A 21,513-nucleotide genomic window follows, 5' to 3' on the forward strand; every position below is an offset into this window, starting at 1 on the left:
CCCGCTCACCCGATGCCCCCACCGACGGCGCCGACCACGTCGGTGACCCCTGCGGCAGCCGGGCGGGGTGCCGGCAGCTTGGCCTCGACCAGGAACCCGCCCATCACGAGCGCCCCGGCGCGCAGTTCGCCGCCCACGCTCGCGGCGCGTTCGCGCATGCCGAGCAGGCCGTGTCCGGCCGGTGCGGCCCCTGCCCGCGGGCCCGGGCCGTTGTCGCGTACGCGCACCAGGAGCACCTCCTCGTCGGTGTAGTCGAGCAGTACGTCGACGGCCGCGCCGGGGGCGTGCCGGCGGGTGTTGGTCAGCGATTCCTGGACGATCCGGTAGGCGGCCAGCTCGACCCCCGGGTCCAGTACGGCGATCCGGCCGCGCACGATCAGCCGCATCCCGGCGCCGGCGAGGTCGCGGGACTCGTCGATCAGGTCCAGCAGTTGCTGGAGGCCGGGCTGCGGGCGCCGGGTCGGCTCGGCGCCCGCGTCCTCGCGCAACACGCCGAGCAGCCGGCGCATCTCGGTCAGCGCCGTACGGGCCGTGTCGCCGATCGCCAGCAGCCGGTCGGCGCCCTGCTTCGGCATCCCCGGCGTGGTCAGCCGGGCGGTCTCGGCCTGGACCGAGATCATCGAGATGTGGTGCGCGACCACATCGTGCAACTCGCGGGCGATCCTGGCCCGTTCGCCGCGCGCGGTGAACTCCAGGAAGGTGCTCTCCAGGGCGTGCCGCGAGGCGTCGCGCGCGGCGGCGCGACCGCGGGCCCCGCGTATCCGGTCCAGCACGGGCCTGGCCCACGCCGCGAGCACCGCGATCGACGCGGCGACCGGAACGCCCTGGTAGAGCACCCCGGTGGGCACGGCCGCCGCGGTCACCGTCACCGCCGCCGGCACCGGGTATCGCCGCGCCACGGCCAACGGCACCGTCGCAGCCAGCCCGAGGACCAGGGCCACCGGCAGCAGCGCGGCGGCCTCGTCGGCCCGCAGGGCGGTACGCAGCACGGTCTCGAGCAGTGAGCCGAGGCCGAGTGCCACGCCCGCGCCCCACGGGTGGCTCCGCGCCCGCCGGGCCTGCCGGCGCAGCCGGTCGAGCCGGCGGCCACCGGCCTCGCGGGTGCGGTCCGGCACGCAAGTGCGGTGCGTCATGCGGACATTCTCGCGCTCGGGCGGGCCGGGCCGCTTCCCCCGGGCCGGGGAACCCGCCTCCCCCGCGCCGGGGAGCCGCGCGAGAGCCCTACCCCCGGCCGGGGAACCGAGATTGGCTCGCCCGCGTGATGCGCCGGAGTCGGCCGGATTCATAGCCTCCTGGCCATGGAAGCAACCATCGAAGTCCGCGGCCTGCACAAGCGCTTCGGACCGAGGACCGCCGTCGACGGACTGTCGTTCACCGTCGAGCCCGGCCGGGTGACCGGCTTCGTCGGACCCAACGGGGCCGGCAAGTCGACCACCATGCGGATGATCCTGGGCCTGGACCGACCCGACGCGGGCTCCGCGCTGGTCGCCGGCCGGGTGTACCGCACGCTGCGCACACCGCTGCGCGAGGTGGGCTCGCTGCTGGACGCGGCGGCCGTCCATCCGGCCCGCCCGGCCCGCGACCACCTGCTGTGGATGGCGCACTCCACCGGACTGCCCGCCCGGCGGGTGGACGAGGTGCTCGATCTGGTCGGCCTCGCCTCGGTGTCCCGCCGACCCGCCGGCGGCTTCTCGCTGGGCATGCGGCAACGACTGGGCATCGCGGGCGCGTTGCTCGGTGATCCACCGATGTTGATCCTCGACGAACCGGTCAACGGGCTCGACCCCGAGGGCGTGCGGTGGATCCGCGGGCTGCTCCGCTCGCTGGCCGCCGAGGGCCGCGCCGTACTGGTGTCCAGCCACCTGATGAGCGAACTGGAGGACAGCGCCGACCACCTCGTGGTGATCGGCCGGGGCCGACTGATCGCCGACACGAGCATCCACGACCTGCTCGCCGCCGCCTCCGGTGACCGGATCGTGCTGCGCACCGAACAGCGCCGCGAGGCGATGACCGTGCTGACCCGGGTCGGCGCGACCGTCGCCGCCGGGACGCGGGACACGCTGACTGTCGCCGGGCTGCCCGCCGAGCGGATCATCGCACTGCTCACCGAGCACCGCGTGCCGTTCTCCGGCATCGCCGAGCACCGCGCGTCGCTCGAGGAGGCGTACATGGAACTCACCCGGGACGCGGTCGACTTCCACGCCGTCGATCTCGGTGCCGTCGACCTCGGCGCTGTCGACTCCGGTGCCGTCGACTTCCGCGCCGGGCCGGATGCGGAGGGGACGCGATGACGAACGACACAGTGCCGAGCACGCCCTATCGGAGCCCGCTGACCGGCGGGCGGGACACGTTCGGCCGGCTGCTGCGCGCCGAGTGGACCAAGTTCCGGTCGGTGCGCCGGTGGCTGCTCACGCTGACCGCGGCGGCGGTGCTGATCACGCTGGTCGCGCTGTTGATCGCGGTCGGCACCGGGAGCCGGGAGGTGGCCGGCGGGGGAGGCGGGGTGCGGGACGTCAGGTTGGCCGACCACTTCACCGACGGGGGGCAGTTCGTCGAGCGGGAGTTGGTCGGCGACGGCGAGTTGGTCGCCCGGGTGGCCACGCAGGACCGCAGCGCCGGTTGGGCCAAGGCGGGGTTGCTGATCCGGGCGAGCGAGGCGCGCGGCGCGCGGTACGCGGCGGTGCTGGTCACGCCCGAGCATGGGATCCGGTTGCAGAGCGGGTACGGGCGGGACCGGGCGGGTGGTGTGGGTGGTGCGCCGTGCTGGCTCAAGCTGGTTCGGGCCGGTCCGCAGATCACGGCGTACGCGTCGAGCGACGGCGTGGAGTGGCGGCGGGTCGGTCGGGTCGACCCGGGCCGACTGCCGCAGACGGCGCGGATCGGGCTGTTCGTCGCGTCCCCCGACGCGGTCGAGGTGGATCGGCGGTTCGGCAACGAGGGCGTCTCCGGACGGACCACCACCGGCCGGGCCACCTTCGACCACGTGCGCCTGACCGCCGTACAGCCGCAGCCGGTCGGCGCGTGGCACGACCGGGCGAGCGGACCCCCCGGGCCGGCGGCGGCGGACCGGCCGGACGCCGGCCCGGTACCCGGCTTCACCGAGGCGGACGGCACCTTCACGGTGGTCGGCGCCGGCGACATCGGCCCGGACCGGTTCGGCGAGGACAGTACGCAGAACATGCTCGGCGGTGTACTGGTCGGCCTGATCGCGGTGGTCGCGCTCGGCGTGGTCTCGATCACCGCCGAGTTCCACCGGGACACCATCCGGACCACCTTCGCGGCAACTCCCCGGCGCGGGCGGGTACTCGCCGCCAAGGCCGTCGTACTCGGCGCGGTCACCTTCCTCGCCGGACTGGTCGGTGCCTTCGGCGCGTACCTGGCCAGCGCGCCGGTGCAGCGCGCGAAGCACCGGATCCCGCCGGGGCTCGCCGATCCGAACGTGCTGCGCGCGCTGATCGGCACCGCCGCACTGCTCGCGGTGGCCGCGGTGTTCGCGCTGGCCGTCGGGACGATCGTGCGCCGCGGTGCGCCGGCGATTGCGATCGTGCTGGCGCTGTTGCTGATCCCGCGGATCGTCGGCACCGGCCTGCCGGTGTCCACGGCGGCCTGGCTGGACCGGCTCACCCCCGCCGCCGGGTTCGCCATCCAGCGCACGTTCGACCGCTACGACAGCACGATCGGGGCCTGGCCCGGGTTCGGCGTGTTGTGCGGATATACCGCACTGGCGCTGGTGGTGGCCGGATGGCGGCTGCGCGGGCGGGACGCGTGAGGCGCGCCGCGCACGCCGAGTGGACCAAGCTGCGCACGCTGCGCTCGACCGGATGGCTGCTGCTCGGGCTGATCGTGGCCACCGTCGTGGTGGGCGCGCTGACCGCCGCCGGCGCGCCCGACTGTCGGCCCTCGGCCCGGTGCGTCGAGGACACCACCCGGGACAGCCTGACCGGCGTCCGGCTCGGCCAGATCGCGGTGGTCCTGCTCGCGGTGTCGATGCTCGGCGGCGAGTACGGCACCGGGCTGATCCGCACCACGCTGACCGTGTTCCCGCGCCGGCTCGCGCTGTTGGCGGTCAAGGCGACGGTGCTCGCGGGTGTGGTCGCGGCGGTGGGCACGATCGCGGTGGTCGGATCGCTGGGCGTGGGGCGGCTGATCCTGGCCGACAAGGGCTATCCGGGCCCGTCCCCGACGGATGGGGCGACGCTGCGGGCGGCGGCGGGGACGGTGTTGTACCTGGTGCTGATCGCGTGGTCGGCGCTCGGCGTCGGGGCGGCGCTGCGGGACTCGGTGGGGGTGATGACGGTGCTATTGGCGCTGCTGTACATCGCTCCGGTGCTCGTGCGGGCGATCGCCGATCCGGACTGGCAGCGGCGGTTGGCGCGGGTCACGCCGATGACGGCGGGGTTGGCGATCCAGGCCACGCGCGAACTCGGCGGGCTGCCGATCGGACCGTGGCCGGGCATGGCGGTGTTGGCGGGCTACGCGGCGACGGCGCTGCTCGTGGGCGGGGGGCGGTTCGTGCGGGGGGATGCGTGAGGGGGACGGACGGGTGCCGGAGGTTGCGGTGTGCTTGCGGGGAGTTCGGCTGCTCTGGTGATTCGGACCGGCGTACCGCATGGTCGGTTGAGGGAAGCGCCGGGAAGAGCAGGAAAGCACAGCAGTACACCTGCGCACCTGCGCACCCGCACACCTGCACGCCAGTACGCCAGTACGCCGCGACGACAGAGGAAGTGCCGTATGACCGAGCTCGACGCACGGTTGTTCCTACCCGAGCCCGCGCCCGCCGAGGTTCGTTGCACGGTCGTCTCCGTGGACGATCATGTGGTCGAGCCGCCGCACCTGTTCGAGACCTATCTGCCCGCCGGGCTGCGGGCACGTGGACCGCGCATCGTCGAGGGGGACGACGGGGCGGAGGTCTGGGAGTTCGATGGCGAGATCTACTCCCAGGTGGGTCTGAACGCGATCGCCGGCCGGCGGCCCGAGACCGCGACCCTGGAGCCGGCGCGGTTCGCCGAGATGCGGCCCGGGTGCTACGACATCCACGCCCGGATCCGGGACATGGACCTGGGCGGCATCTGGGCCAGTTTGAACTTCCCGTCCCAGATCACCGGGTTCTGCGGCCGGGTGTTCGCGTTCGCGAGCGACCCCGAGGTGGGCAAGGCGTCGGTGCGGGCCTGGAACGACTGGTTGTACGACGAATGGCATCTGGCCTACCCCGAGCGGATCATCGCGGGCGGCATCGTCTACCTCACCGACCCGGCCGAGGCGGTCCGCGAGATCGAACGCAACGCCGCACGCGGCTTCACCTCGGTCACCTTCCCCGAACGCCCGCACGCGATCGGCCTGCCGTCGTTGTGGGACCGGGAGCACTGGGACCCGATCGTGCGGGCCTGCGCCGAGACCGACACGGTGATCTCGCTGCACGTGGGCAGTTCGGGTGTGTACGAGACGCCGCCCGGCGCGCCGACGATGCAACTGACCACCACGATGTTCGGGCAACTGTCGATGGCCGCGTGCAGCGAATGGTTGTGGTCCGCGTATCCGGTCCGTCATCCCGGGCTGAAGATCGCGCTGAGCGAGGGCGGGATCGGCTGGGTGCCGATGTTGATCGACCGGCTGGACAACCTGATCGACCGCTCCGGCTACGGCCGGGGCTGGGCCGAGCGGCCGGCCGATGTGCTGCGCCGCAACTTCTGGTTCTGCACGCTGGACGACCCCTCGACGATCGCGCTGCGCCACGTGATCGGCGTCGACCACATCATGCTCGAGAGCGACTACCCGCACGGCGACGGCACTTGGCCGTACACCCAGGATGTGATCGCGAAGTATTGGGGCGACATCCCACCGGCCGAACTGCGCCGCATGTGCAGCGAGAACGCGGCGGAGCTGTACCGACACCCGCTGCCGGACGTGGTGTTGCCGCTCGACGACGGGATCAACGCACGTTCGTGAGTACGGCGGGGGCGGCGGCCTTGGCGACGGATTCGAGTTGGGTTACGCCTTCGTCCATGGATTGTTGGTCGTCGGAGAGGACGGCGATCAGGAGCGGGCGGCCGGCGTGGGTGATGTGGCCGATGCTGTTGATCACCCACAGGCCGGTGGCGTCGCGCGGGAGCCAGCCGTTCTTGAGGGCCGGGGTGGTGTCGGGGTCGGCGGCGGTGGATACGCCCCAGATCTGGTCGTCCTCGATCGAGGTCATCAGGCCGGCCAGGTAGGCGCGGGAGGCGGCGGTGAGCGGCGAGTCGGTGGCGGTGATCGCGTCGAGGAGGCGGAGTTGGTCGGCGGCGGTGGTCTCGGTCAGGCCCCACGAGGCGCCGATGGGCTCGGTCTCGGTCAGGCCGAGGGTGGTGTTGGCGGTGCGTAGGCCGGCCGGGCCGCCGATGGCGGACCACAGCGTGTCGGCGGCGTCGTTGTCGCTGTTTTGGATCATCGTCGCGGCGGTGGCCCGCTCGTCGGCGGTGAGGGCGCGGTGGTCCTGTTGGGCCTGGAGGAGGAGGGTGGCCAGGATGTCGACCTTGACGATGCTCGCGGTGACGTAGGGGTGTTCGTCGTTGTAGCCGGCGCGTTCGCCGGTGGCCGGGTCGAGGATGGCCACCGACAGGTTGCCGGTGAGGGCGGGCAGCGCGGCGGCGAGGGCGGACGCTGCGGACACGGCCGGGACGGCGGTGGTGGGCGGCGGCTGCGGGGCGGCGGCTCGGGCCGTGCCGGGGGTGGTCGAGGGTGGCAACGCGGGCTCCGTGGGCTCGGTCCCGGTCGCGGGCGCAGTCGGCGTGGCGGTGTACGAGGCCGGCTCCGCACGGCTGCGGGAGACGACCAGCCACAGCAGCGTGGCACAGACCAGCACGATGGCCAGGGGGACGAGGGCGGGCCGGGCGCGCTTCGGGTGAGCGGGGCTCATGGTCCACACGGTGGTGGGTGGGCCTGTGCGGTGGGTGAGACGAGTATGAAGAGACGATGAGAGTTCGGGCGGGAAGTCGATGTTGATGGTTGATGGTTGATGGTTGATAGGGGACTTGATGATGTCGGGGTTGCGGTTTCGGTTCGAGCTGCGTCCGGTGGCGGCGGTTCGGCCGTGGGGTGACGAGGCGCCTCGATGGGGCTGGTTCATCCTGACGGACGGCTGGTACTGGATCGAGGTGGGCGGGCACGAACTGCTGCGCTACGCCGAGGCGGAGGCGGAGGCGTCCGCGGAGGCGGGCGCGGACGGGGGTGGCGCGGCGGTGCCGTATGTCGACTACTACGTGGTCCGGCTCTGGGAGGACCTGGTCGACGCGCTGCCTCGGCTCCTGGAGCCGGTACCGCCGGACCTGTTCGAGCTCGCGGCGGGTGGCGGCACCGGCTCGGCCGAAGCGACCTCGTGGGCCGAGGGGCACACGCTGGACATGGGCCACCTGCGCGACGCGCCCGACCTGCGCTTTCGACGCACGGTGACGGCCGACGCCGACACGATGACGATCACCTGGACGCACTCGACCGACGAGGACTCCATCGCCTTCACCGCCCCGCCGACCGGCCGCGTCACCATCCCGACCGAGGACTTCGTGGCCGCCGTGACGGCGTTCGACCGTGACCTCTTCACCGCGATGGAGTCCCGGGTGACGACCCTCGAAGCATCCGGCCCACCCGAAGGCATCACCCTGGACCTGCCCGCCCTCCGCCACGAACAACAAGACCGCCAAACCTGGTTGCCCCGAGCCTTGGCCCGCTCGACCGAGACCGCTTGACCGACGGTGCGTGCGGACGCCGCCGGGTTGCTCGGCTCGGCGGGCGAGGCGTCGGCAGACCTTGGGTGATGCGGGAGTGGGGGGTCAGGTGGGGGGTGGGGTGGTCAGGAGGGTGATGGAGTGTTCGCGCATTTCGGCTTTGCGGATTTTGCCGGTTACGGTCATGGGGAATTCGTCTACCAAGTGGATGTAGCGGGGGATTTTGTAGTGGGCCAGGCGGCCTTTGCAGAAGTCCTGGAGGGTGCTCGTGGTCAACTTGGTTGCGCCTGCGCGGAGTTTGATCCAGGCCATCAGTTCTTCGCCGTAGCGGGGGTCGGGGACGCCGACGACCTGGACCTCCTCGATGTCCGGGTGGGCGTAGAGGAATTCCTCGATTTCTCGTGGGTAGATGTTCTCGCCGCCTCGGATGACCATGTCCTTGATCCGGCCGACGATGGAGACGTAGCCGTCGGCGTCCATCGTGGCCAGGTCGCCGCTGTGCATCCAGCCGTCGGCGTCGATTACCTCGGCGGTGCGTTCGGGGTCCTGCCAGTAGCCGAGCATCACCGAATAGCCGCGCGTGCAGAATTCGCCGGGCGTGCCCTCGGGGACGGTGGTGCCGGTGGTGGGGTCGACGATCTTGATTTCCAGATGTGGGTGTACGCGGCCGACGGTGCCCACGCGGCGTTCGAGGGAGTCGTCGCGGCGGGTTTGGGTCGAGACGGGTGAGGTTTCGGTCATGCCGTAGCAGATGGTCACCTCAGTCAGGCCCATGCGGTCGATGACGCGTTTCATTACCTCGATCGGGCACGGGGAGCCGGCCATGACGCCGGTGCGGAGGCTGGTGAGGTCGTATTTACCCGCTTCGAAGTCGGGCAGGGCGAGTTCGGCGATGAACATCGTCGGCACGCCGTACAGGACCGTGCAGCGCTCCTCGTGTACGGCGCGCAGGGTGGCGGCCGGGTCGAACAGCGCGGCGGGGATCACCATGCAGGCGCCGTGGCTGGTCGCGCCGAGGTTGCCCATGACCATGCCGAAGCAGTGGTAGAAGGGCACCGGGAGGCACACCCGGTCGTCGGCCGTCCAGCCCTGGATCTCGGCGACCTGGAAGCCGTTGCCCAGGATGTTGCGGTGGGACAGGGTGGCGCCCTTGGGGAAGCCGGTGGTGCCGGAGGTGTACTGGATGTTGATCGGGTCCTCGGGACGCAACGTCGCCTCGCGGGCGTGTAGTCGGTCGAGGGAGACGGCCGTGCCTTCGGCGAGCAGGGCCGGCCAGTCCGGGGTGCCGATGTGTACGACGCGTTCCAGGTCGGGGCACGCGGCGCGGACCTCGGCGACCATCGCCGGGTAGTCGCTGGTCTTCACGCGCGAGGCGGCGACCAGGAGCCGGGTGCCGGATCGGGCCAGGGCGTACTCGATTTCGTGCACCCGGTAGGCCGGGTTGAGGTTGACCAGGATCGCGCCGACGCGGGCGGCGGCGTACTGGACGAGGGTCCATTCGGCGCAGTTGGGCGACCAGATGCCGACCCGGTCGCCGGCCTCGATGCCGACGCCGATCAGGGCGCGGGCGAGGTCGTCGACGGCGGTGTCGAACTGCGCGTAGGTCCAGCGTCGGCCGCTCGCGCATTCGATCAGGGCGTCGTGGGTGGGGTGTTCGGCGGCGATTCGGGCCAGGTTGGCGCCGATGGTCTCGTGGGGGAGGGGTGGCGTGCGCTCGCCCTGGCGGGCGGCCGGGGGGAGTTGGTGGCTTGAAGTTTTTGGCGGGTTCGGGGGGTTCGGGGATTTCGGCGGTGGGGGCACGGGGGTGGGCATCGCGGGTCACCTGCCTGGTCTGGGGTCGGCTGGGGTGACGGTAGGGCGGGGTGGGTGGGGGCGGCGAGTGGAGTACCCCCGAATGGGGGTGATGCGGGATGGGGTGCGGCAGTAGCGTCGGGGCGAGGGTCGTGAGCCGTCGGCCGAGGTGCGGAGGAATCGGGTGAGCGGACGCGCGGGGCAGGCGGTCGGTGATCCGGTGGCGCGGGCCGTGGAGCGGTTTCGGGCGCGTACCGGGGTGGACGTGGCGTTCGCCGGGCCGTGTGCGCGGGCCGGGGATCGGCTGGTGATCTCGTATTTGAGCGGTACGTCCACGCGCGTGTTGTCGGGGCTGACCGTGGTGGCGGGCAGTGGGGTGGGCGGGAAGGCGATCACCACGCGGCGGCCGGTACGGGTGGTCGACTATGTCGCGGCGTCGGGGATCAGCCACGAGTACGACCGGGCGGTGACGACCGAGGGGGTGCGGGCGGTGTTCGCCGTGCCGGTGTCGGTGGCGGGGATCGGCGTGACGGCGGTGTTGTACGGGGCGTTGCGGCGGCCGTCGGATTTCGGGGACGGGATCCTGACCTCGGCCTGCGACGCGGCCCGGGAGGCGGGACGGGAACTCGCCGTCGCGCGGGAGGTCGAGCAACGGATCGCGCAGGCGGCGGAGTTGCCGGGGTGGGCGGCGCTGGAGATCCGGTTGGCGCACGCGGAGCTGCTGGCGCTGGCGGGAGGCGCGACGGATTTGGCGTTGGGGGCGCGGTTGCGTGAGGTATGCGGGCGGCTGGCGCGTACGGCGGCGGCGACGTCGGGGGCGGCGGCAGCCGGCGGAGTACGGGGGCTGCGCCTGACGCCCCGGGAGACGGACGTGCTGGCCCAGGTCGCGGTGGGGCGGAGCAACGCGGAGGTCGCGGGGGCGTTGGGGCTGGGCGCGGAGACGGTCAAGAGCTATCTGCGCTCCGCGATGCGCAAGCTGGGGGCGCACAACCGAGTCGAGGCGGTGGTCGCGGCCCGGGCAGCGGGCCTGTTGCCGTAGGCGGCGGCGCGTCCGGCGCGGTGGGTATGCGGCGGCGCGGCGGTCGCGGCGGGGTCCGGCCTCCGGCCCGGTTGTCCTCAAGCGCCGGACGGGCTGGGGTGGATCGGGTCGGCGTGTTGCGCGGCTGGATGCCGGGCTGCTTCCGCGTCGGGCCTCCGGCCGGGGTCCTCAAGCGCCGGACAGGCTGAGTGGGTCGGGTTTGCGCCCTGCGTTGCGGGATGCCGGGCTGCTCCCGTGACCGGCCTCCGGCCCGGGTCCTCAAGCGCCGGACGGGCTGAGGTGGGTCGGGTCGGCGTCTTGCGCGGCTGGATGCCGGGCTGCTTCCGCGTCGGGCCTCCGGCCCGGGTCCTCAAGCGCCGGACGGGCTGAACTTGGGCTGGGTTCGTGTGTTTGTGCTGCGGGAGGCATGGTCGGCTTCCGTGGCCGACCCCCACCGGGTGTCCTGATGTGCCGGAGGGGCCGGCGTGGTTCGGGCTCGCGAGGTGTGCTGGGGATGACCGTGTTGTCAGTGCACCGGCCACGCCTCGGCGGTGGGATCGTCGAGCCACGCTCGCTGTCCGTCCGCATCGACGGTGAGACCGAGGCGTTCCGTTCGTGGCCTGCCGTTTCCCACCCACCACGTACGCGCCCGCTCAACCTCGGTCCACAGGGAACGTGCCCCGGCTTGCACTACGTTCGATGCGGTTTCCTCCCCGAACGCAGCCACCGCCACCGATCGATCCCGCGTCGAGTACAGCCACACCGTGACCGAGCCGTCATCCCCATATGCCGGGACCTGCACGCACTCAGGCACACGTAGGCCGACCACGAACGAACCGTCACCGTCGACGATCTCCCGCACGTCGGACAGCTCGAGGTCGCTGTCTGTGTCACGCCCCGATTCCATCCACCCTGGCGGGGCATAGGCGGCATGGTCGGGAGGGGTGAGGCGTTGGGCGCGCATCTTCATGAACGACAGGCCCACCCCGAACCGGCCGGAGGCGGTGCCGGCTTCGTCCACGATCAAGGTCAGCAGCCGGTCATGCGGGGTGAAGTCCGTGCCCCACGGCAGCACGATCCGCCCGCCCGCCGTGCTCTGCCTGGCCCAGGCGTACGAGGTGGTCCGGATGCCGCACGTCACGTGCGTGCGGTCGTACGGTGCGCTTGTGGGCCAACCCTCGAAACCGTCCGCGCAGACCACTTCCGCGTTCTCGACGCCGGCCCGTGCGAGGTTCGCGCGTGCCGTTCCGACGAGTTGCGCGTCGACCTCGACCGATGTTACGAATCCATCCGGACCGACGATCTCGGCGAGCCGGGCCGCCGTGTATCCGGTGCCCGTGCCAACGTCGAGGACGCGCATTCCCGGACCCGCTCGCAGCGCTTCGAGCATGGTGCCGACCGCCTTGGGCATGGACGCAGACGAGGAGGCCAAGGCACCCGGTTCCGAGTCGGTGTGTCGCCCGTCGTCCCACTGGGTCACGAGCGGGATGTCCGCCGAGACGGCCATCTCCCAACGGGCGGGGTCGATCTTTCTGTCGAGGGCCGATCCGTAGCTGTCCGTTTCCGTATCGAACGGCCAGACGACATCCGGGACGAACTCCCCCCGGTCGACGGCCGTCACGGCTTCTTGTGCTTCGGCTCGTTTGCGGGCTTCTGCTGCTGCTTGTCAGGGTTCGGTGGGTTGGCCGGCGCCGGCTCCTGCGCCGGGGTCTTGTCCTTGTGCTTTGCTTCAGGCATGTGCCCTCCAGGTGACGGGTCTTGCCTTGCTGGGACACCGCCGAGCGGGGAAGCGTCGGGCGGGGCCGTACTCCTTCGGGGAACGCAGCCGAGTCGTTGCCCGCCGCTCGTTCTCGGCCTGCCCAAATGATCCACCGGAATTACCGCCGAACCTACCGGCATGCACGTTGTGGACTAAAGATCGGTGCGACTAAGAGCCGACCACTCCGCCAGCTTCGCCCGGGCTTCGTCATCGAATAGTGCCGCCTCCGTATAGCCCCGGAACTCATCGAGATACATGCCGATATCCCGAGTATCCCGGAACACAATCACCCCGGTGGATGTCTCGACCGTGGCGAGTCGGTCTTGTCGAGCCCCTTGCGGCGCATCCCCCGGGCATCCTGCCAGTCGGTGCCGGCCATCCGGGCAAGGGCGGCTGCTTGCGCCACCAGTTCGGGCGGAGCGGACACCGCCGTGAGGATCTGTTCCACGTCGATGAGCGACGGGCGGATCTTGCCGTTCTCGATCCGGCTCACCTTGGATTGCGACATGTTGCAACGGGTGGCGAGTCGGTCCCCGGATAGGCCCGCCTGCTTGCGCAGTTCCCTCAGCAAGGCAGCCAATTCTTGCTGCGATCGGCCCATCCGCTCCGGTTCGAAGGTCACCCCTCTACGTACTCCGCGAAGGGAACGGATTCCGCAACCGCAATCCGCCGGCACTCGACGAAGGAGGCCGGGTCGACCTCGTACAGTTCCCGATTGAGCTGCGTTCCGTCGGCGGCGTAATTCATGAGCACGACTGTGGAGCGATCGAACATCCAGAAGTCGTGTGCACTCGGCAACGGATTGTCCCGATCGGTCACGTCAAGGATGCGAATATCCTCGCCGACCTGGGCCTGGTAGCGGTAGCATCGCGCGAACTCGAATGGGAGATAGGCGGACAACGGGCGAGTTACGATGTGCACCCGTCCGATATTGCCACCGCTCGCCTGATGTCTGCGGATCAGTGCGGTCCAGGAATCCTCGTATACGTTTGGACAATCCCCCTGGCCGCACTCGTCGTCGCCGTCGCCGCTGCCGGTACCAGTGAGTCGGGTGAGTGCCACGTGCTCGGACATGCCGTTTCCTTTGGCTCAGGTCCAGCCGGACCGGTGAGCACGACGGTACGAGGAGTGACCACGGTGCGTCCATGTGCACGCGGACCTATGCGTGTTGTTGCATGAATTGGCCTTCGGTGCCGGGCCTCAAGTGCGGGGCGGGGTGGTCTTGGTGTGGATTGGTGGGCATGTTGTGAGGGTTCGCGTGGTGGCTGTTTGGATTATTTTGATCAAGGTTGCTCTGGTTTGGGTGGTGGGGCCATCCCTTGTTGCCGGGTCGATCTCGGCCAGGACTACTCGGTGGGAGCTGCAGGGGAGGGCGGACCAGGCCTGGTTGCGGGTGCTGGTGCCTGGGAGGTGGTTGGGCAGGGGCTCCGGGGCGGCGCCGGGGCGGGCGGCCAGGGCTCGGTAGCGGTCGTTGTCGGGGCCGCCGGTGGCTGATTGGGCGGTGATCCACAACGAGGCGGTGCGTGGGGGGCCGTCGTCCTTGGCGGATCTGATCTGGAGGACGCAGATGTAGCCGTCGGTGAGTGGGCCCGATTCGGCGGCCGACGGGGACTTCTGGGCGTAGTCGTACGCGCTGTCCGCCGCGATGCCCATGCCGGCGAGGGCGTCCGTGCGGTTGACCAGGCCACCGCACGGGGCCTCGGGCAGGGGGTGTGCCTCCTGGTGGGCGGGGCTGCCGGTGGAGCAGCCCGCGCCGAGTGCGAGTACCGCCACGATCGTGGCGTTCCGACGTACCGTCACCGTCGCTCCCCGAGTCCGTCCGACCGGGGCATCCTCCCATCCCGGCGAGTGGTTCAACCGACGAGTCCGCTCGGGGGTTCGCGGCGTCGGCCCGGGAAGCGGCCGGTGGGTCGGTTCGTTCGGTGGGTGACCGTGCCCTCGGGGGGAATGGGGGGAGGCGGTAGTTTTGGGGGTGGTTGGGGGCTGCCCCGATTCAGTACACCTGTCAGTACACATGGATGGAGGGACGCCATGTCCTTGCTGACCGTCTGGCCCGAGAACGACGCCACCGAGGTGGTGCTGCGGACCTCGGACCCGGCCGAGATGGCGCGCGCCCTGGAGCCGATCGGGGTTCGGTTCGAGCGTTGGACGGCCGACGCCGAATTGCCGGATGGGGCGACTCAGGACCAGGTGATCGCGGCCTATCGGTCCGAGGTGGATCGGATCACCGAGGCTGAGGGCTACATCCTCGTGGATGTGATCCGCCTCCAGCCGTCGGACGACCCCGAGTGGCCGGCCAAGGCCGCCGCGGCGCGGGCCAAGTTCCTCACCGAGCACACCCACGACGACGACGAGGTGCGCTTCTTCGTCGAGGGCGCCGGGATCTTCTACCTGCACATCGACGGCCGGGTGCACGCCGTGTTGTGCGAGGCGGGCGACCTGCTCTCGGTGCCCAAGGGCATCACCCACTGGTTCGACATGGGCGTTACGCCCTCGGTCGCCGCGATCCGGTTCTTCCACGACGAGGACGGCTGGGTCGGCGACTTCACCGGTGACCCGATCGCCTCGCGCTTCCCGGACTTCGACGAGATCTGGGCGGGGTACGCGGCGTGAGCAGCCCACTCGGCCCGGTCGGCCCACTCGGCGTGGTCGTCGACATCGAGGGCACGACCAGTGCGACCGGGTTCATCACGGAACAGCTCTACCCCTACTCCCGCAAGCACTTCGCCCGTTGGCTGGACGAGCACGGCGATCACCCGGACGTGGTCCGGGCGGTCACCGAAGTGCGGGATCTGCTCGGTGACCCGGAAGCCGACACCCGGCGGATCGTCGAGGCGCTGAACGGCTGGCTGGATCGGGACGAGAAGGTCACGCCGCTCAAGTCGCTCCAGGGGCTGATCTGGGCCGAGGGCTTCGCGTCGGGGGAACTCACGTCGCACTTCTACCCGGATGTGATTCCGGCGTTGCGGGCGTGGCACGCGGCGGGGCATCGGCTGTACGTCTTCTCGTCCGGGTCGGTGGCCGCGCAGCGCGCGTGGTTCGGGAGTTCGCCGGAGGGGTCGCTACTGCCGCTGTTCTCCGGGCACTTCGACACCGGGACCGCCGGTCCGAAGCGGATTGCCGAGTCCTATCGGTCGATTGCCGAGCAGATCGGCGAGTCGCGGGCGGAGCGGCTGGTGTTTCTCTCCGATGTGGTGGAGGAGTTGGACGCGGCCCGCGAGGCCGGTTGGTGCACGGTCGGGGTGCGCCGCCCGGGTGTGAACGAGCCGTATTACGACCGGGGTGTGGGTGATCATTCTGAGACGGCGACGTTTGCTCGGGTGGATTTGGATGGTGATGGGCCGGTGTTGCGGCCGGACGCGTGACGGGCAGTGGTCGGCGGTACGAACTTCCGTGCCGCCGACCGCCGTTCACCGCCCGAGGCGGCTCAGCCGAAGCGCTCGACCCGGATTCGTGAGGTCGGTACGCCCGCCGAGGTGAGCAATCGGCCCGCGTGTTCCGCGAACCCGGTCGAGCCGCACACGAAGACCTCGTAGTGCTCGTCCGCCAAGACCGCCGCCGCATGCGGCGCGAGCGCCGCCGCGTCCAGGCGCCCGACCGGATGCGGATACCCGGCCGGCGCCGCCCGGCTGTACCGGATCGTGTGCTCCTCGCCCGGCCGCGGGACCAACTCCTCGGCGTACAACAGGTCTTCCGGTGTGCGGGCGCATGCCACCAGGCGCAGCGGCACGGCCGACCCGCGTCGCCGGCGGTGTCGGACCATCGCCATCAGCGGCACCAGGCCCGAGCCGCCGGCCACCAGCAGCGCGGGCCGATCGCCCGGCCACGCGAAGAACCCGCCGAGTGGGCCGCGTACTTCGAGCAGGTCCCCCGGGCGCGCCACGTCGTGCACGAAGCCGGACACCTCGCCGCCCGGCATCCGGTCCACGGTGAACTCGACGTGGCCCGCGTCGTCCGGCGCGGAGGCGACCGAGTAGTGCCGCTGCGCGGTGTACCCGTCGGCGGCGGTCAGTCGCAACATGTAGTGCTGGCCCGCGACATGCGCGTTCCAGACCGGCAGCGCAAGCCGCACGGTCACCGCGTTGGGCGTCTCGCGTCGTACCTCGACCACCGTCGCGGCCTGCCAGTCCACCTGTCCACGCAGGCTCGGCGCGGCCCGGCCGGGCGCCGCGAAGGCGGGAATCGGCGGCAGGTCCCCGGCGGTGGAGTCCGTTACGGAGTATGCGGAGTCGGTTACGGAGTATTTCGTGATGGAAACGGGAGGGTTCGTTACCGTCGCGTCAGTCACCGGAGTATCGCTCCTCTGCCCACGGGTCGCCGCGGTGGTGGTAGCCGTTGACCTCCCAGAAGCCCGGCTCGTCGTGATCGAGCAGGCGCAGGCCCGCGATCCACTTGACGCTCTTCCAGAAGTACAGGTGCGGCACCAACAACCGGGCGGGCCCGCCGTGTGCCGGGGTCAGTGGGGCGCCCTCGAAGTCGAAGGCGATCCAGGCCCGGCCGCCGGTCAAGTCGGCGAGCGCGAGGTTGGTGGTGTAGCCGGTGTGCGAATAGGCCACCGCGTGGGTGGCGTTCGGCTGCGGACCCGCCTCGGCGAGGAACGCGTCCAACGGGATGCCGGCGAAGTCGGTGGTCAACCGCGACCAGGACGTGACGCAGTGGATCGGGCCCGTGTAGGTGTCGCGGGGCAACTCGTGCGCCTGCGCCCAGTCCCACGCGCGCGGCCGGTCGACCAGGCCATCGATCCGGAACGACCAGTCGGCCGCCGCCAGTTCGGGGGTGACCTCGGCGGACAGTACGGGGAAGTCCCGGCGTGCGTCGTACTGGCCCGGGGGCAGCCGCGGATCGCGGTCGGCGGCGGTGTGCCGGCCGACGAAGCCGCGCGTGACCGAACTCATGGCGACACCTCCACTGTCCTGGACGGCTCCGGCAACCGAGGCAACTCCGACAGCCGGGGCAACTCGGGCAACGTGGCGGCGAGGGCGTCGAGTTCCTCGATCGCCGCGTCCTCGTCGATGGTAAGCAGTCGGCGGTCGCGCAGCACGATCCGGCCGTCGATCACGGTGTCCCGGACGTCGGCGGGCCCGGCCGCGTAGGCCAGCATCGACCACGGGTCGTGACGCGGCGTCAGGTGCGGCCGGCGCAGGTCCAGTACCACCAGGTCGGCGGCCTTGCCCACCTCCAACGAGCCGGTCAGCGCGCCGAGTCCGATCGCCCGCGCGCCGTCGACGGTGGCCATCCGGACCGAGGTCCGCGCCCCGATCAGGGTGGGATCGCCGGTGGCGGCCCGATGCAGCGTCGCCGCCGCGCGGATCGGGCCGAACAGGTCGAGCGCGTTGGCGCTGACCGCGCCGTCCGTACCCAGGCCCACCGGCACGCCGGCGGCCAGGAGTTCGGGCAGTCGGGCCACCCCGGAGGCCAACTTGAGATTGGACACCGGGCAGTGCGCGACGCCCGCCCCGGACGCGGCGATCAGCGCGATCTCCGCGTCGGTCAGGCAGACCGCGTGCGCGAGCAGCGTGCCGGGCCGCAACAGGCCCAGGTCGTGCAGGAGTTCGACCGGGCGGCGGGCGTGGCGGGCCTGCACCATCGCCACCTCGCCCGCGTTCTCCGCCGCGTGGATGTGCAACAACGCATCGTGTTCGCGGGCCAGTTCGGCCACCCGGCGGAGTTGCTCCGGGTCCAGGGTGTATGTGCTGTGCGGGGTCACACAGCGGGTCGCCGTACCGGCCAGGAGCGCGGGGGCCGCACGCAGTCGGGCGGCGAAGTCCAGGCCGTCCGGGGGATCCGGCACGTCCATGAACGTCGGCCCGGTGACCAGCCGAAAGCCCGCCTCGGCCGCGGCGGCCAGGCCCGCCTCGGGGAACCAGTACATGTCCATCGCGGTGGTCACCCCCGCCCGGATCGACTCGGCGAGCGCCAACCGCACCGCGACCCGCACCACCTCGGCGGTCAACACCGCGCTCTCCGCGGCCACCAACCGGGCCAGGAACACCTGGAGATCGACATCGTCGGCGGTGCCCCGGAACAGCGTCATCGCCGAGTGCGCGTGCGCGTTGACCAGGCCCGGCAGGACCAGACACCCGCGCGCGTCCAGAGTCGGGGCGGCCGGGAAACGGGCGCGCAACTCCGTCGCCCCGCCGACCGCGACGATCCGCCCGCCGTCGATCGCCACCGCGCCGTCGGGGAGATACGTGTCGGCGGCATCGGCGGTCAGTACCGCACCGCCCGTCACGAGCAGGTCGATCACGCCTGCTCCGCCGCCTCGTCCACGGCCAGTCGGTACAGCGCGTCCAACGCCACCAGCACGCCGCGCTCGACCCCCTCGGCGACCACCGTGCGATGCGGGTCGTAGGTCGACGCGCCCGACTCGTCGACCAGATCGTCCGCCGCGATCCCGTCCACGACCAGCACGCCGCCCGCCCGATGCCCACCGAGCGCGGCGAACACCAACAGCGCGGACAACTCCATCTCGATCGCGAGCACCCCGGCCGCCTGATACGGCTTCATCGGCAGTTCGAGGACACCCGGCAGGAACGCGGCCCGAGTCCACACCGTCCCCCGGTGCTGCGGCGCACCGTGCGCCCGCGCCGCGCCCTGGAGCGCGAGTACCACCTCGGGCGTCGAGCAGGCCGGGAACTCGGCGGGGACCAACTGCTGCGTCACGCCGTCGTCGCGGACCGCACCGGTGGCCACCACCAGATCGCCGTCACCCACCCCGCGCGCCATCGCGCCCGCCGTACCGAGCCGGATGAAGGTACGCACCCCCGCCTCGGCCAACTCGCCGAACAGGCACACCGCGCCCGGCCCGCCGACCCCGTGCGAGGACACCACCACGGGTACCCCGCGCCAGGTGCCCGAGTAGCTGACGTACTCCCGGTTGGCGCCGATCCGCCGCGCGTCGTCGAGCCGTTCGGCGACCAGTGCGGCGCGCGCCGGGTCGCCGACCACCAGGGCGTGGGCGGGCAGGCCGCTGCTGGGGATCTTGGTGATCGGCAGTACGGCCGGACGGGTGGTGGGCGTGCTCATGACGTCGACTCCGAGGTGGTGCGGACCGAACCCGGGCGGCGGGAACGGGGGTTGCGTGGACGGGGGTTGCGTGGACGGGGAATGGGGCCGGCGAACCGGCCCGGGGGCGCGCCGCCGCGCCGGGCGCGGGAGCGGGTGGCCAGGAAGAGCGCGACCAGGGTCATCACATACGGCGCGGCGTCCGCGGCCTGTTGCGGCATGCCTTCGCCCTGGAGCCGGAAACCGACCGCCTCGACCAGGCCGAACAGGATGCCGGCGAGCAGCACGCCGATCGGCAGCGCGCGGCCGAGCATGACGGCCACCACGGCGATCCAGCCGCGCCCGGCGGTCATGTTCTCCGAGAACAGGGTCACGTTGCCGAGCGCGAGTTGGGCGCCGGCCAGGCCGCACAGCGCGCCCGAGGTCAGGATCGCGGCGTAGCGATAGCGGGCGACGCTGACCCCGAGCGACTGGGCCGCCTCCGGCGCCTCGCCGACGCCGCGCAGCCGGACGCCCCACGGGTGCCGGGACAGCAGTACGGCGATCACCGCGACCGCCAGCCAGGACAGGTAGACCAGCGGCGAGTGCCCGGACAGTGCCGGGCCGAGGAAGGGGACCGACTCCAGGCCGGGGATGTCCACCGGCTGCAGGCCCTTGAGGTCCGGATCGCCGAAGGTGCCCTGCTTGCCGAAGATGGTGCGCAGGAGGAAGCCGGTCAGGCCGACGGCCAGCAGGTTCAGCGCGATGCACAACACCACGGCGTCCGCGCCCAGGGTGACCGCGCCGATCGCGAGCAGCAGGGAGAAGACCATCGCGGCGAGCACCCCCGAGATCACCCCGATCCACACGCTGCCACCGAACCAGCTGCCGGTGACGGCCGCGAAGCAGCCGATCAGCATGGTCCCTTCGAGCGAGACGTTGAACACGCCGGCGCGTTCGCACAGCGCGCCGCCGAGGGCGGCGAACAGGATCGGGGTGAGCGCGCGCAGCGCGGAGAAGATCAGCTCGGCGTCGAAGGACATGGTCACTTACCTCCGTCGCCGCGCGCGGGAGCGCCGGATTCGAGTGGTTCGGGGGCGGGATCCGGCGGTGGATCGGCCTCGGCCCGGGCGCCGGACCCGCTGCCGAGTCGGCGCAACCAGCCGTCCTTGCGGAACACCCCGCCGCGTACCGCCAGGAACAGGATCACCACGGCCTGCAGCACGGCGGTGAGCTGCTGCGGTACGGCCGTCTCCTGCTCCATCCCGAAGCCGCCGATGGTCAGCGCGCTGAAGAAGAAGCCGGCGGCCACCGTGCCGAGGGGGGACGCGGCGGCCAGGAGCGCGGCGAGCAGCCCGGTCCAGGTGTAGCCGGGGGTGGTCAGCGCCCCGTCGACCAGCCGGTAGGGGAAGCCGAGCACGATGATCGCGCCGACCAGGCCGGCCAGCGACCCGGAGGCGAACATCAGCCGCAGCGTCACCCGGGCCCGGTCCACGCCCGCGTAGCCCGCGAACCGCGCGCCCAGGCCGGTCATCCGTACCTCGTAGCCGGCGGCGGTGCGGTGGTCGACCACGAAGTAGACGATCGCGGCGAGCGCGATCAGCACGACGCCCGTGCTGACCCCGGTGCCCGCACCGGAACCGGCGGCGAACTCGGGCAACTTGACGCCGGCGGGCAGCCGGTCGGTCTGCGGGATGCCGGAGCCCTGCTGCAGCAGCGGGAAGCGCACGATGTAGGACCCGAACGACATCGCCGGGTAGCTCAGCAGCAGACTGCTGACCAGCAGCGGGACGCCGCAGCGGGTCTCCAGGACGGCGGCGAGCGCGGCCCACAGACCGCCCGCGAGCATGCCCGCGAGCAGCGCGAGCACGACGGTGATCGGGGCGGGGAAGGGCGAGTACAGGCCGACCGAGACGGCGGCCAGGCCGCCCAGGACGAGTTGACCGTCGCCGCCGAGGTTGACCAGACCCGCGCGCAGCGGGATGGCCAGCGCCAGGGCCAGGCCGACGATGGGGATACATTCGCCGAGCGTGTCGCCGATGCCCTCGGAGCCGAGCGCGCCGGTGAGTACGGATCGGTACGCGGTCAGCGGGTCGGCGCCGGTGCCCGCCAGGATGATCGCGCCCAGGATCAGCGCGGCCACGATGGACACGGTGACCGGGGAGAATACCGCGCCGCGCACGCGCGATGCCGCGTGCCGGGCGAGGCCGGCCGGATGCTCGATGGCCGTACCGGCCTTGATCGCAGTCATGTCTGATAACCCG

General features: G+C 71.6%; 21 protein-coding genes. 8 read left to right on the forward strand and 13 right to left on the reverse strand.

From position 1 onward, the window contains the following. Nucleotides 1-5: 5 nt before the first annotated feature. Nucleotides 6-1,133 carry a sensor histidine kinase gene (locus ABIA38_RS36600; protein ID WP_424643273.1) on the reverse strand — a complete coding sequence of 376 codons (1,128 nt, stop codon included), beginning with the start codon at nt 1,131-1,133 and terminating at the stop codon, nt 6-8. 165 nt (nt 1,134-1,298) lie between these two features. Between ABIA38_RS36600 and ABIA38_RS36605 the strand changes: the two genes are divergently transcribed. From ABIA38_RS36605 to ABIA38_RS36620, 4 genes are all read left to right on the forward strand, one after another. Continuing rightward, complete coding sequence (locus ABIA38_RS36605) at nt 1,299-2,291, forward strand: ABC transporter ATP-binding protein (protein WP_424643274.1); 993 nt, start codon at nt 1,299-1,301, stop codon at nt 2,289-2,291. After that, nucleotides 2,288-3,769 carry an ABC transporter permease gene (locus tag ABIA38_RS36610; RefSeq protein WP_424643275.1) on the forward strand — a complete coding sequence of 494 codons (1,482 nt, stop codon included), beginning with the start codon at nt 2,288-2,290 and terminating at the stop codon, nt 3,767-3,769. Before ABIA38_RS36605 ends, ABIA38_RS36610 begins: the two co-directional genes overlap by 4 nt. Beyond that, nucleotides 3,766-4,530 carry an ABC transporter permease gene (locus ABIA38_RS36615; protein ID WP_424643276.1) on the forward strand — a complete coding sequence of 255 codons (765 nt, stop codon included), beginning with the start codon at nt 3,766-3,768 and terminating at the stop codon, nt 4,528-4,530. Before ABIA38_RS36610 ends, ABIA38_RS36615 begins: the two co-directional genes overlap by 4 nt. 201 nt (nt 4,531-4,731) lie before the next feature. Further along, complete coding sequence (locus ABIA38_RS36620) at nt 4,732-5,946, forward strand: amidohydrolase family protein (protein ID WP_424643277.1); 1,215 nt, start codon at nt 4,732-4,734, stop codon at nt 5,944-5,946. Here ABIA38_RS36620 and ABIA38_RS36625 read toward each other — a convergent pair. Beyond that, nucleotides 5,930-6,892, reverse strand: coding sequence for a serine hydrolase (locus ABIA38_RS36625; RefSeq protein WP_424643278.1), 963 nt, complete (start codon nt 6,890-6,892; stop codon nt 5,930-5,932). The two genes, ABIA38_RS36620 and ABIA38_RS36625, sit on opposite strands and share 17 nt — an antisense overlap. 121 nt (nt 6,893-7,013) lie before the next feature. On the opposite strand from ABIA38_RS36625, the gene ABIA38_RS36630 reads away from it, so the two are divergent. Continuing rightward, nucleotides 7,014-7,718 carry a DUF5984 family protein gene (locus ABIA38_RS36630; RefSeq protein WP_424643315.1) on the forward strand — a complete coding sequence of 235 codons (705 nt, stop codon included), beginning with the start codon at nt 7,014-7,016 and terminating at the stop codon, nt 7,716-7,718. An 84-nt stretch (nt 7,719-7,802) separates the two neighbouring features. Here the strand turns inward: ABIA38_RS36630 and ABIA38_RS36635 are convergent, their stop codons facing one another. Then, complete coding sequence (locus ABIA38_RS36635; protein ID WP_424643279.1) at nt 7,803-9,509, reverse strand: AMP-binding protein; 1,707 nt, start codon at nt 9,507-9,509, stop codon at nt 7,803-7,805. Nucleotides 9,510-9,672: 163 nt separating this feature from the next. On the opposite strand from ABIA38_RS36635, the gene ABIA38_RS36640 reads away from it, so the two are divergent. Then, complete coding sequence (locus tag ABIA38_RS36640; protein WP_424643280.1) at nt 9,673-10,527, forward strand: helix-turn-helix transcriptional regulator; 855 nt, start codon at nt 9,673-9,675, stop codon at nt 10,525-10,527. A gap of 505 nt (nt 10,528-11,032) precedes the next feature. On the opposite strand, the gene ABIA38_RS36645 is transcribed toward ABIA38_RS36640, so the two are convergent. The 4 genes from ABIA38_RS36645 to ABIA38_RS36660 all read right to left on the reverse strand — a co-directional run bounded on the left by ABIA38_RS36645 (nt 11,033) and on the right by ABIA38_RS36660 (nt 14,065). Next, nucleotides 11,033-11,917, reverse strand: a complete 885-nt coding sequence (locus ABIA38_RS36645; RefSeq protein ID WP_424643281.1) for a methyltransferase domain-containing protein — start codon at nt 11,915-11,917, stop codon at nt 11,033-11,035. Nucleotides 11,918-12,551: 634 nt separating this feature from the next. Continuing rightward, a complete protein-coding gene (locus tag ABIA38_RS36650) occupies nt 12,552-12,887 on the reverse strand; it encodes a helix-turn-helix domain-containing protein (protein ID WP_424643282.1) in 336 nt (111 codons plus the stop codon). Further along, nucleotides 12,884-13,339 (reverse strand): DUF6879 family protein, encoded by a 456-nt coding sequence (locus ABIA38_RS36655; RefSeq protein ID WP_424643283.1) that lies wholly within the window; start codon nt 13,337-13,339, stop codon nt 12,884-12,886. Before ABIA38_RS36655 ends, ABIA38_RS36650 begins: the two co-directional genes overlap by 4 nt. 126 nt (nt 13,340-13,465) lie before the next feature. Beyond that, nucleotides 13,466-14,065: a hypothetical protein gene (locus tag ABIA38_RS36660; protein WP_424643284.1), complete on the reverse strand. Its 600-nt coding sequence runs from the start codon at nt 14,063-14,065 to the stop codon at nt 13,466-13,468. A 231-nt stretch (nt 14,066-14,296) separates the two neighbouring features. Between ABIA38_RS36660 and ABIA38_RS36665 the strand changes: the two genes are divergently transcribed. Together ABIA38_RS36665 and mtnC are read left to right on the forward strand one after the other, a co-directional pair. Further along, the gene (locus ABIA38_RS36665; protein WP_424643285.1) at nt 14,297-14,878 is read left to right on the forward strand and encodes a 1,2-dihydroxy-3-keto-5-methylthiopentene dioxygenase; all 582 of its coding nucleotides are present in this window, start codon (nt 14,297-14,299) and stop codon (nt 14,876-14,878) included. Next, a complete protein-coding gene (mtnC, locus tag ABIA38_RS36670) occupies nt 14,875-15,630 on the forward strand; it encodes an acireductone synthase (protein WP_424643286.1) in 756 nt (251 codons plus the stop codon). The genes ABIA38_RS36665 and mtnC overlap by 4 nt, the downstream gene beginning before the upstream one ends. Before the next feature lie 62 nt (nt 15,631-15,692). Here the strand turns inward: mtnC and ABIA38_RS36675 are convergent, their stop codons facing one another. From ABIA38_RS36675 to ABIA38_RS36700, 6 genes are all read right to left on the reverse strand, one after another. Then, complete coding sequence (locus ABIA38_RS36675) at nt 15,693-16,457, reverse strand: ferredoxin reductase (RefSeq protein WP_424643316.1); 765 nt, start codon at nt 16,455-16,457, stop codon at nt 15,693-15,695. Nucleotides 16,458-16,545: 88 nt separating this feature from the next. Next, nucleotides 16,546-17,160, reverse strand: coding sequence for a sulfite oxidase-like oxidoreductase (locus tag ABIA38_RS36680; RefSeq protein ID WP_424643287.1), 615 nt, complete (start codon nt 17,158-17,160; stop codon nt 16,546-16,548). Beyond that, nucleotides 17,157-18,512: an amidohydrolase family protein gene (locus ABIA38_RS36685; RefSeq protein WP_424643288.1), complete on the reverse strand. Its 1,356-nt coding sequence runs from the start codon at nt 18,510-18,512 to the stop codon at nt 17,157-17,159. Before ABIA38_RS36685 ends, ABIA38_RS36680 begins: the two co-directional genes overlap by 4 nt. After that, nucleotides 18,509-19,291 (reverse strand): nucleoside phosphorylase, encoded by a 783-nt coding sequence (locus ABIA38_RS36690; protein WP_424643289.1) that lies wholly within the window; start codon nt 19,289-19,291, stop codon nt 18,509-18,511. Before ABIA38_RS36690 ends, ABIA38_RS36685 begins: the two co-directional genes overlap by 4 nt. Further along, nucleotides 19,288-20,292: an ABC transporter permease gene (locus ABIA38_RS36695; protein ID WP_424643290.1), complete on the reverse strand. Its 1,005-nt coding sequence runs from the start codon at nt 20,290-20,292 to the stop codon at nt 19,288-19,290. The genes ABIA38_RS36690 and ABIA38_RS36695 overlap by 4 nt, the downstream gene beginning before the upstream one ends. A gap of 2 nt (nt 20,293-20,294) precedes the next feature. Next, nucleotides 20,295-21,500: an ABC transporter permease gene (locus ABIA38_RS36700; protein ID WP_424643291.1), complete on the reverse strand. Its 1,206-nt coding sequence runs from the start codon at nt 21,498-21,500 to the stop codon at nt 20,295-20,297. Between the last annotated feature and the right edge of the window lie 13 nt (nt 21,501-21,513).

The sequence above is a fragment of the Embleya sp. AB8 genome, from assembly GCF_049739465.1.
GTDB lineage: Bacteria > Actinomycetota > Actinomycetes > Streptomycetales > Streptomycetaceae > Embleya.

Excerpts from the sequence above, each read along its gene's own strand:
- ABIA38_RS36600 (WP_424643273.1), bottom strand. The coding sequence starts at position 1,133 with ATGACGCACCGCACTTGCGTGCCGGACCGCACCCGCGAGGCCGGTGGC.
- ABIA38_RS36605 (WP_424643274.1), top strand. The coding sequence starts at position 1,299 with ATGGAAGCAACCATCGAAGTCCGCGGCCTGCACAAGCGCTTCGGACCG.
- ABIA38_RS36610 (WP_424643275.1), top strand. The coding sequence starts at position 2,288 with ATGACGAACGACACAGTGCCGAGCACGCCCTATCGGAGCCCGCTGACC.
- ABIA38_RS36620 (WP_424643277.1), top strand. The coding sequence starts at position 4,732 with ATGACCGAGCTCGACGCACGGTTGTTCCTACCCGAGCCCGCGCCCGCC.
- ABIA38_RS36625 (WP_424643278.1), bottom strand. The coding sequence starts at position 6,892 with ATGAGCCCCGCTCACCCGAAGCGCGCCCGGCCCGCCCTCGTCCCCCTG.
- ABIA38_RS36630 (WP_424643315.1), top strand. The coding sequence starts at position 7,014 with ATGTCGGGGTTGCGGTTTCGGTTCGAGCTGCGTCCGGTGGCGGCGGTT.
- ABIA38_RS36635 (WP_424643279.1), bottom strand. The coding sequence starts at position 9,509 with ATGCCCACCCCCGTGCCCCCACCGCCGAAATCCCCGAACCCCCCGAAC.
- ABIA38_RS36645 (WP_424643281.1), bottom strand. The coding sequence starts at position 11,917 with ATGCCCAAGGCGGTCGGCACCATGCTCGAAGCGCTGCGAGCGGGTCCG.
- ABIA38_RS36655 (WP_424643283.1), bottom strand. The coding sequence starts at position 13,339 with ATGTCCGAGCACGTGGCACTCACCCGACTCACTGGTACCGGCAGCGGC.
- ABIA38_RS36665 (WP_424643285.1), top strand. The coding sequence starts at position 14,297 with ATGTCCTTGCTGACCGTCTGGCCCGAGAACGACGCCACCGAGGTGGTG.
- ABIA38_RS36680 (WP_424643287.1), bottom strand. The coding sequence starts at position 17,160 with ATGAGTTCGGTCACGCGCGGCTTCGTCGGCCGGCACACCGCCGCCGAC.
- ABIA38_RS36690 (WP_424643289.1), bottom strand. The coding sequence starts at position 19,291 with ATGAGCACGCCCACCACCCGTCCGGCCGTACTGCCGATCACCAAGATC.
- ABIA38_RS36695 (WP_424643290.1), bottom strand. The coding sequence starts at position 20,292 with ATGTCCTTCGACGCCGAGCTGATCTTCTCCGCGCTGCGCGCGCTCACC.
- ABIA38_RS36700 (WP_424643291.1), bottom strand. The coding sequence starts at position 21,500 with ATGACTGCGATCAAGGCCGGTACGGCCATCGAGCATCCGGCCGGCCTC.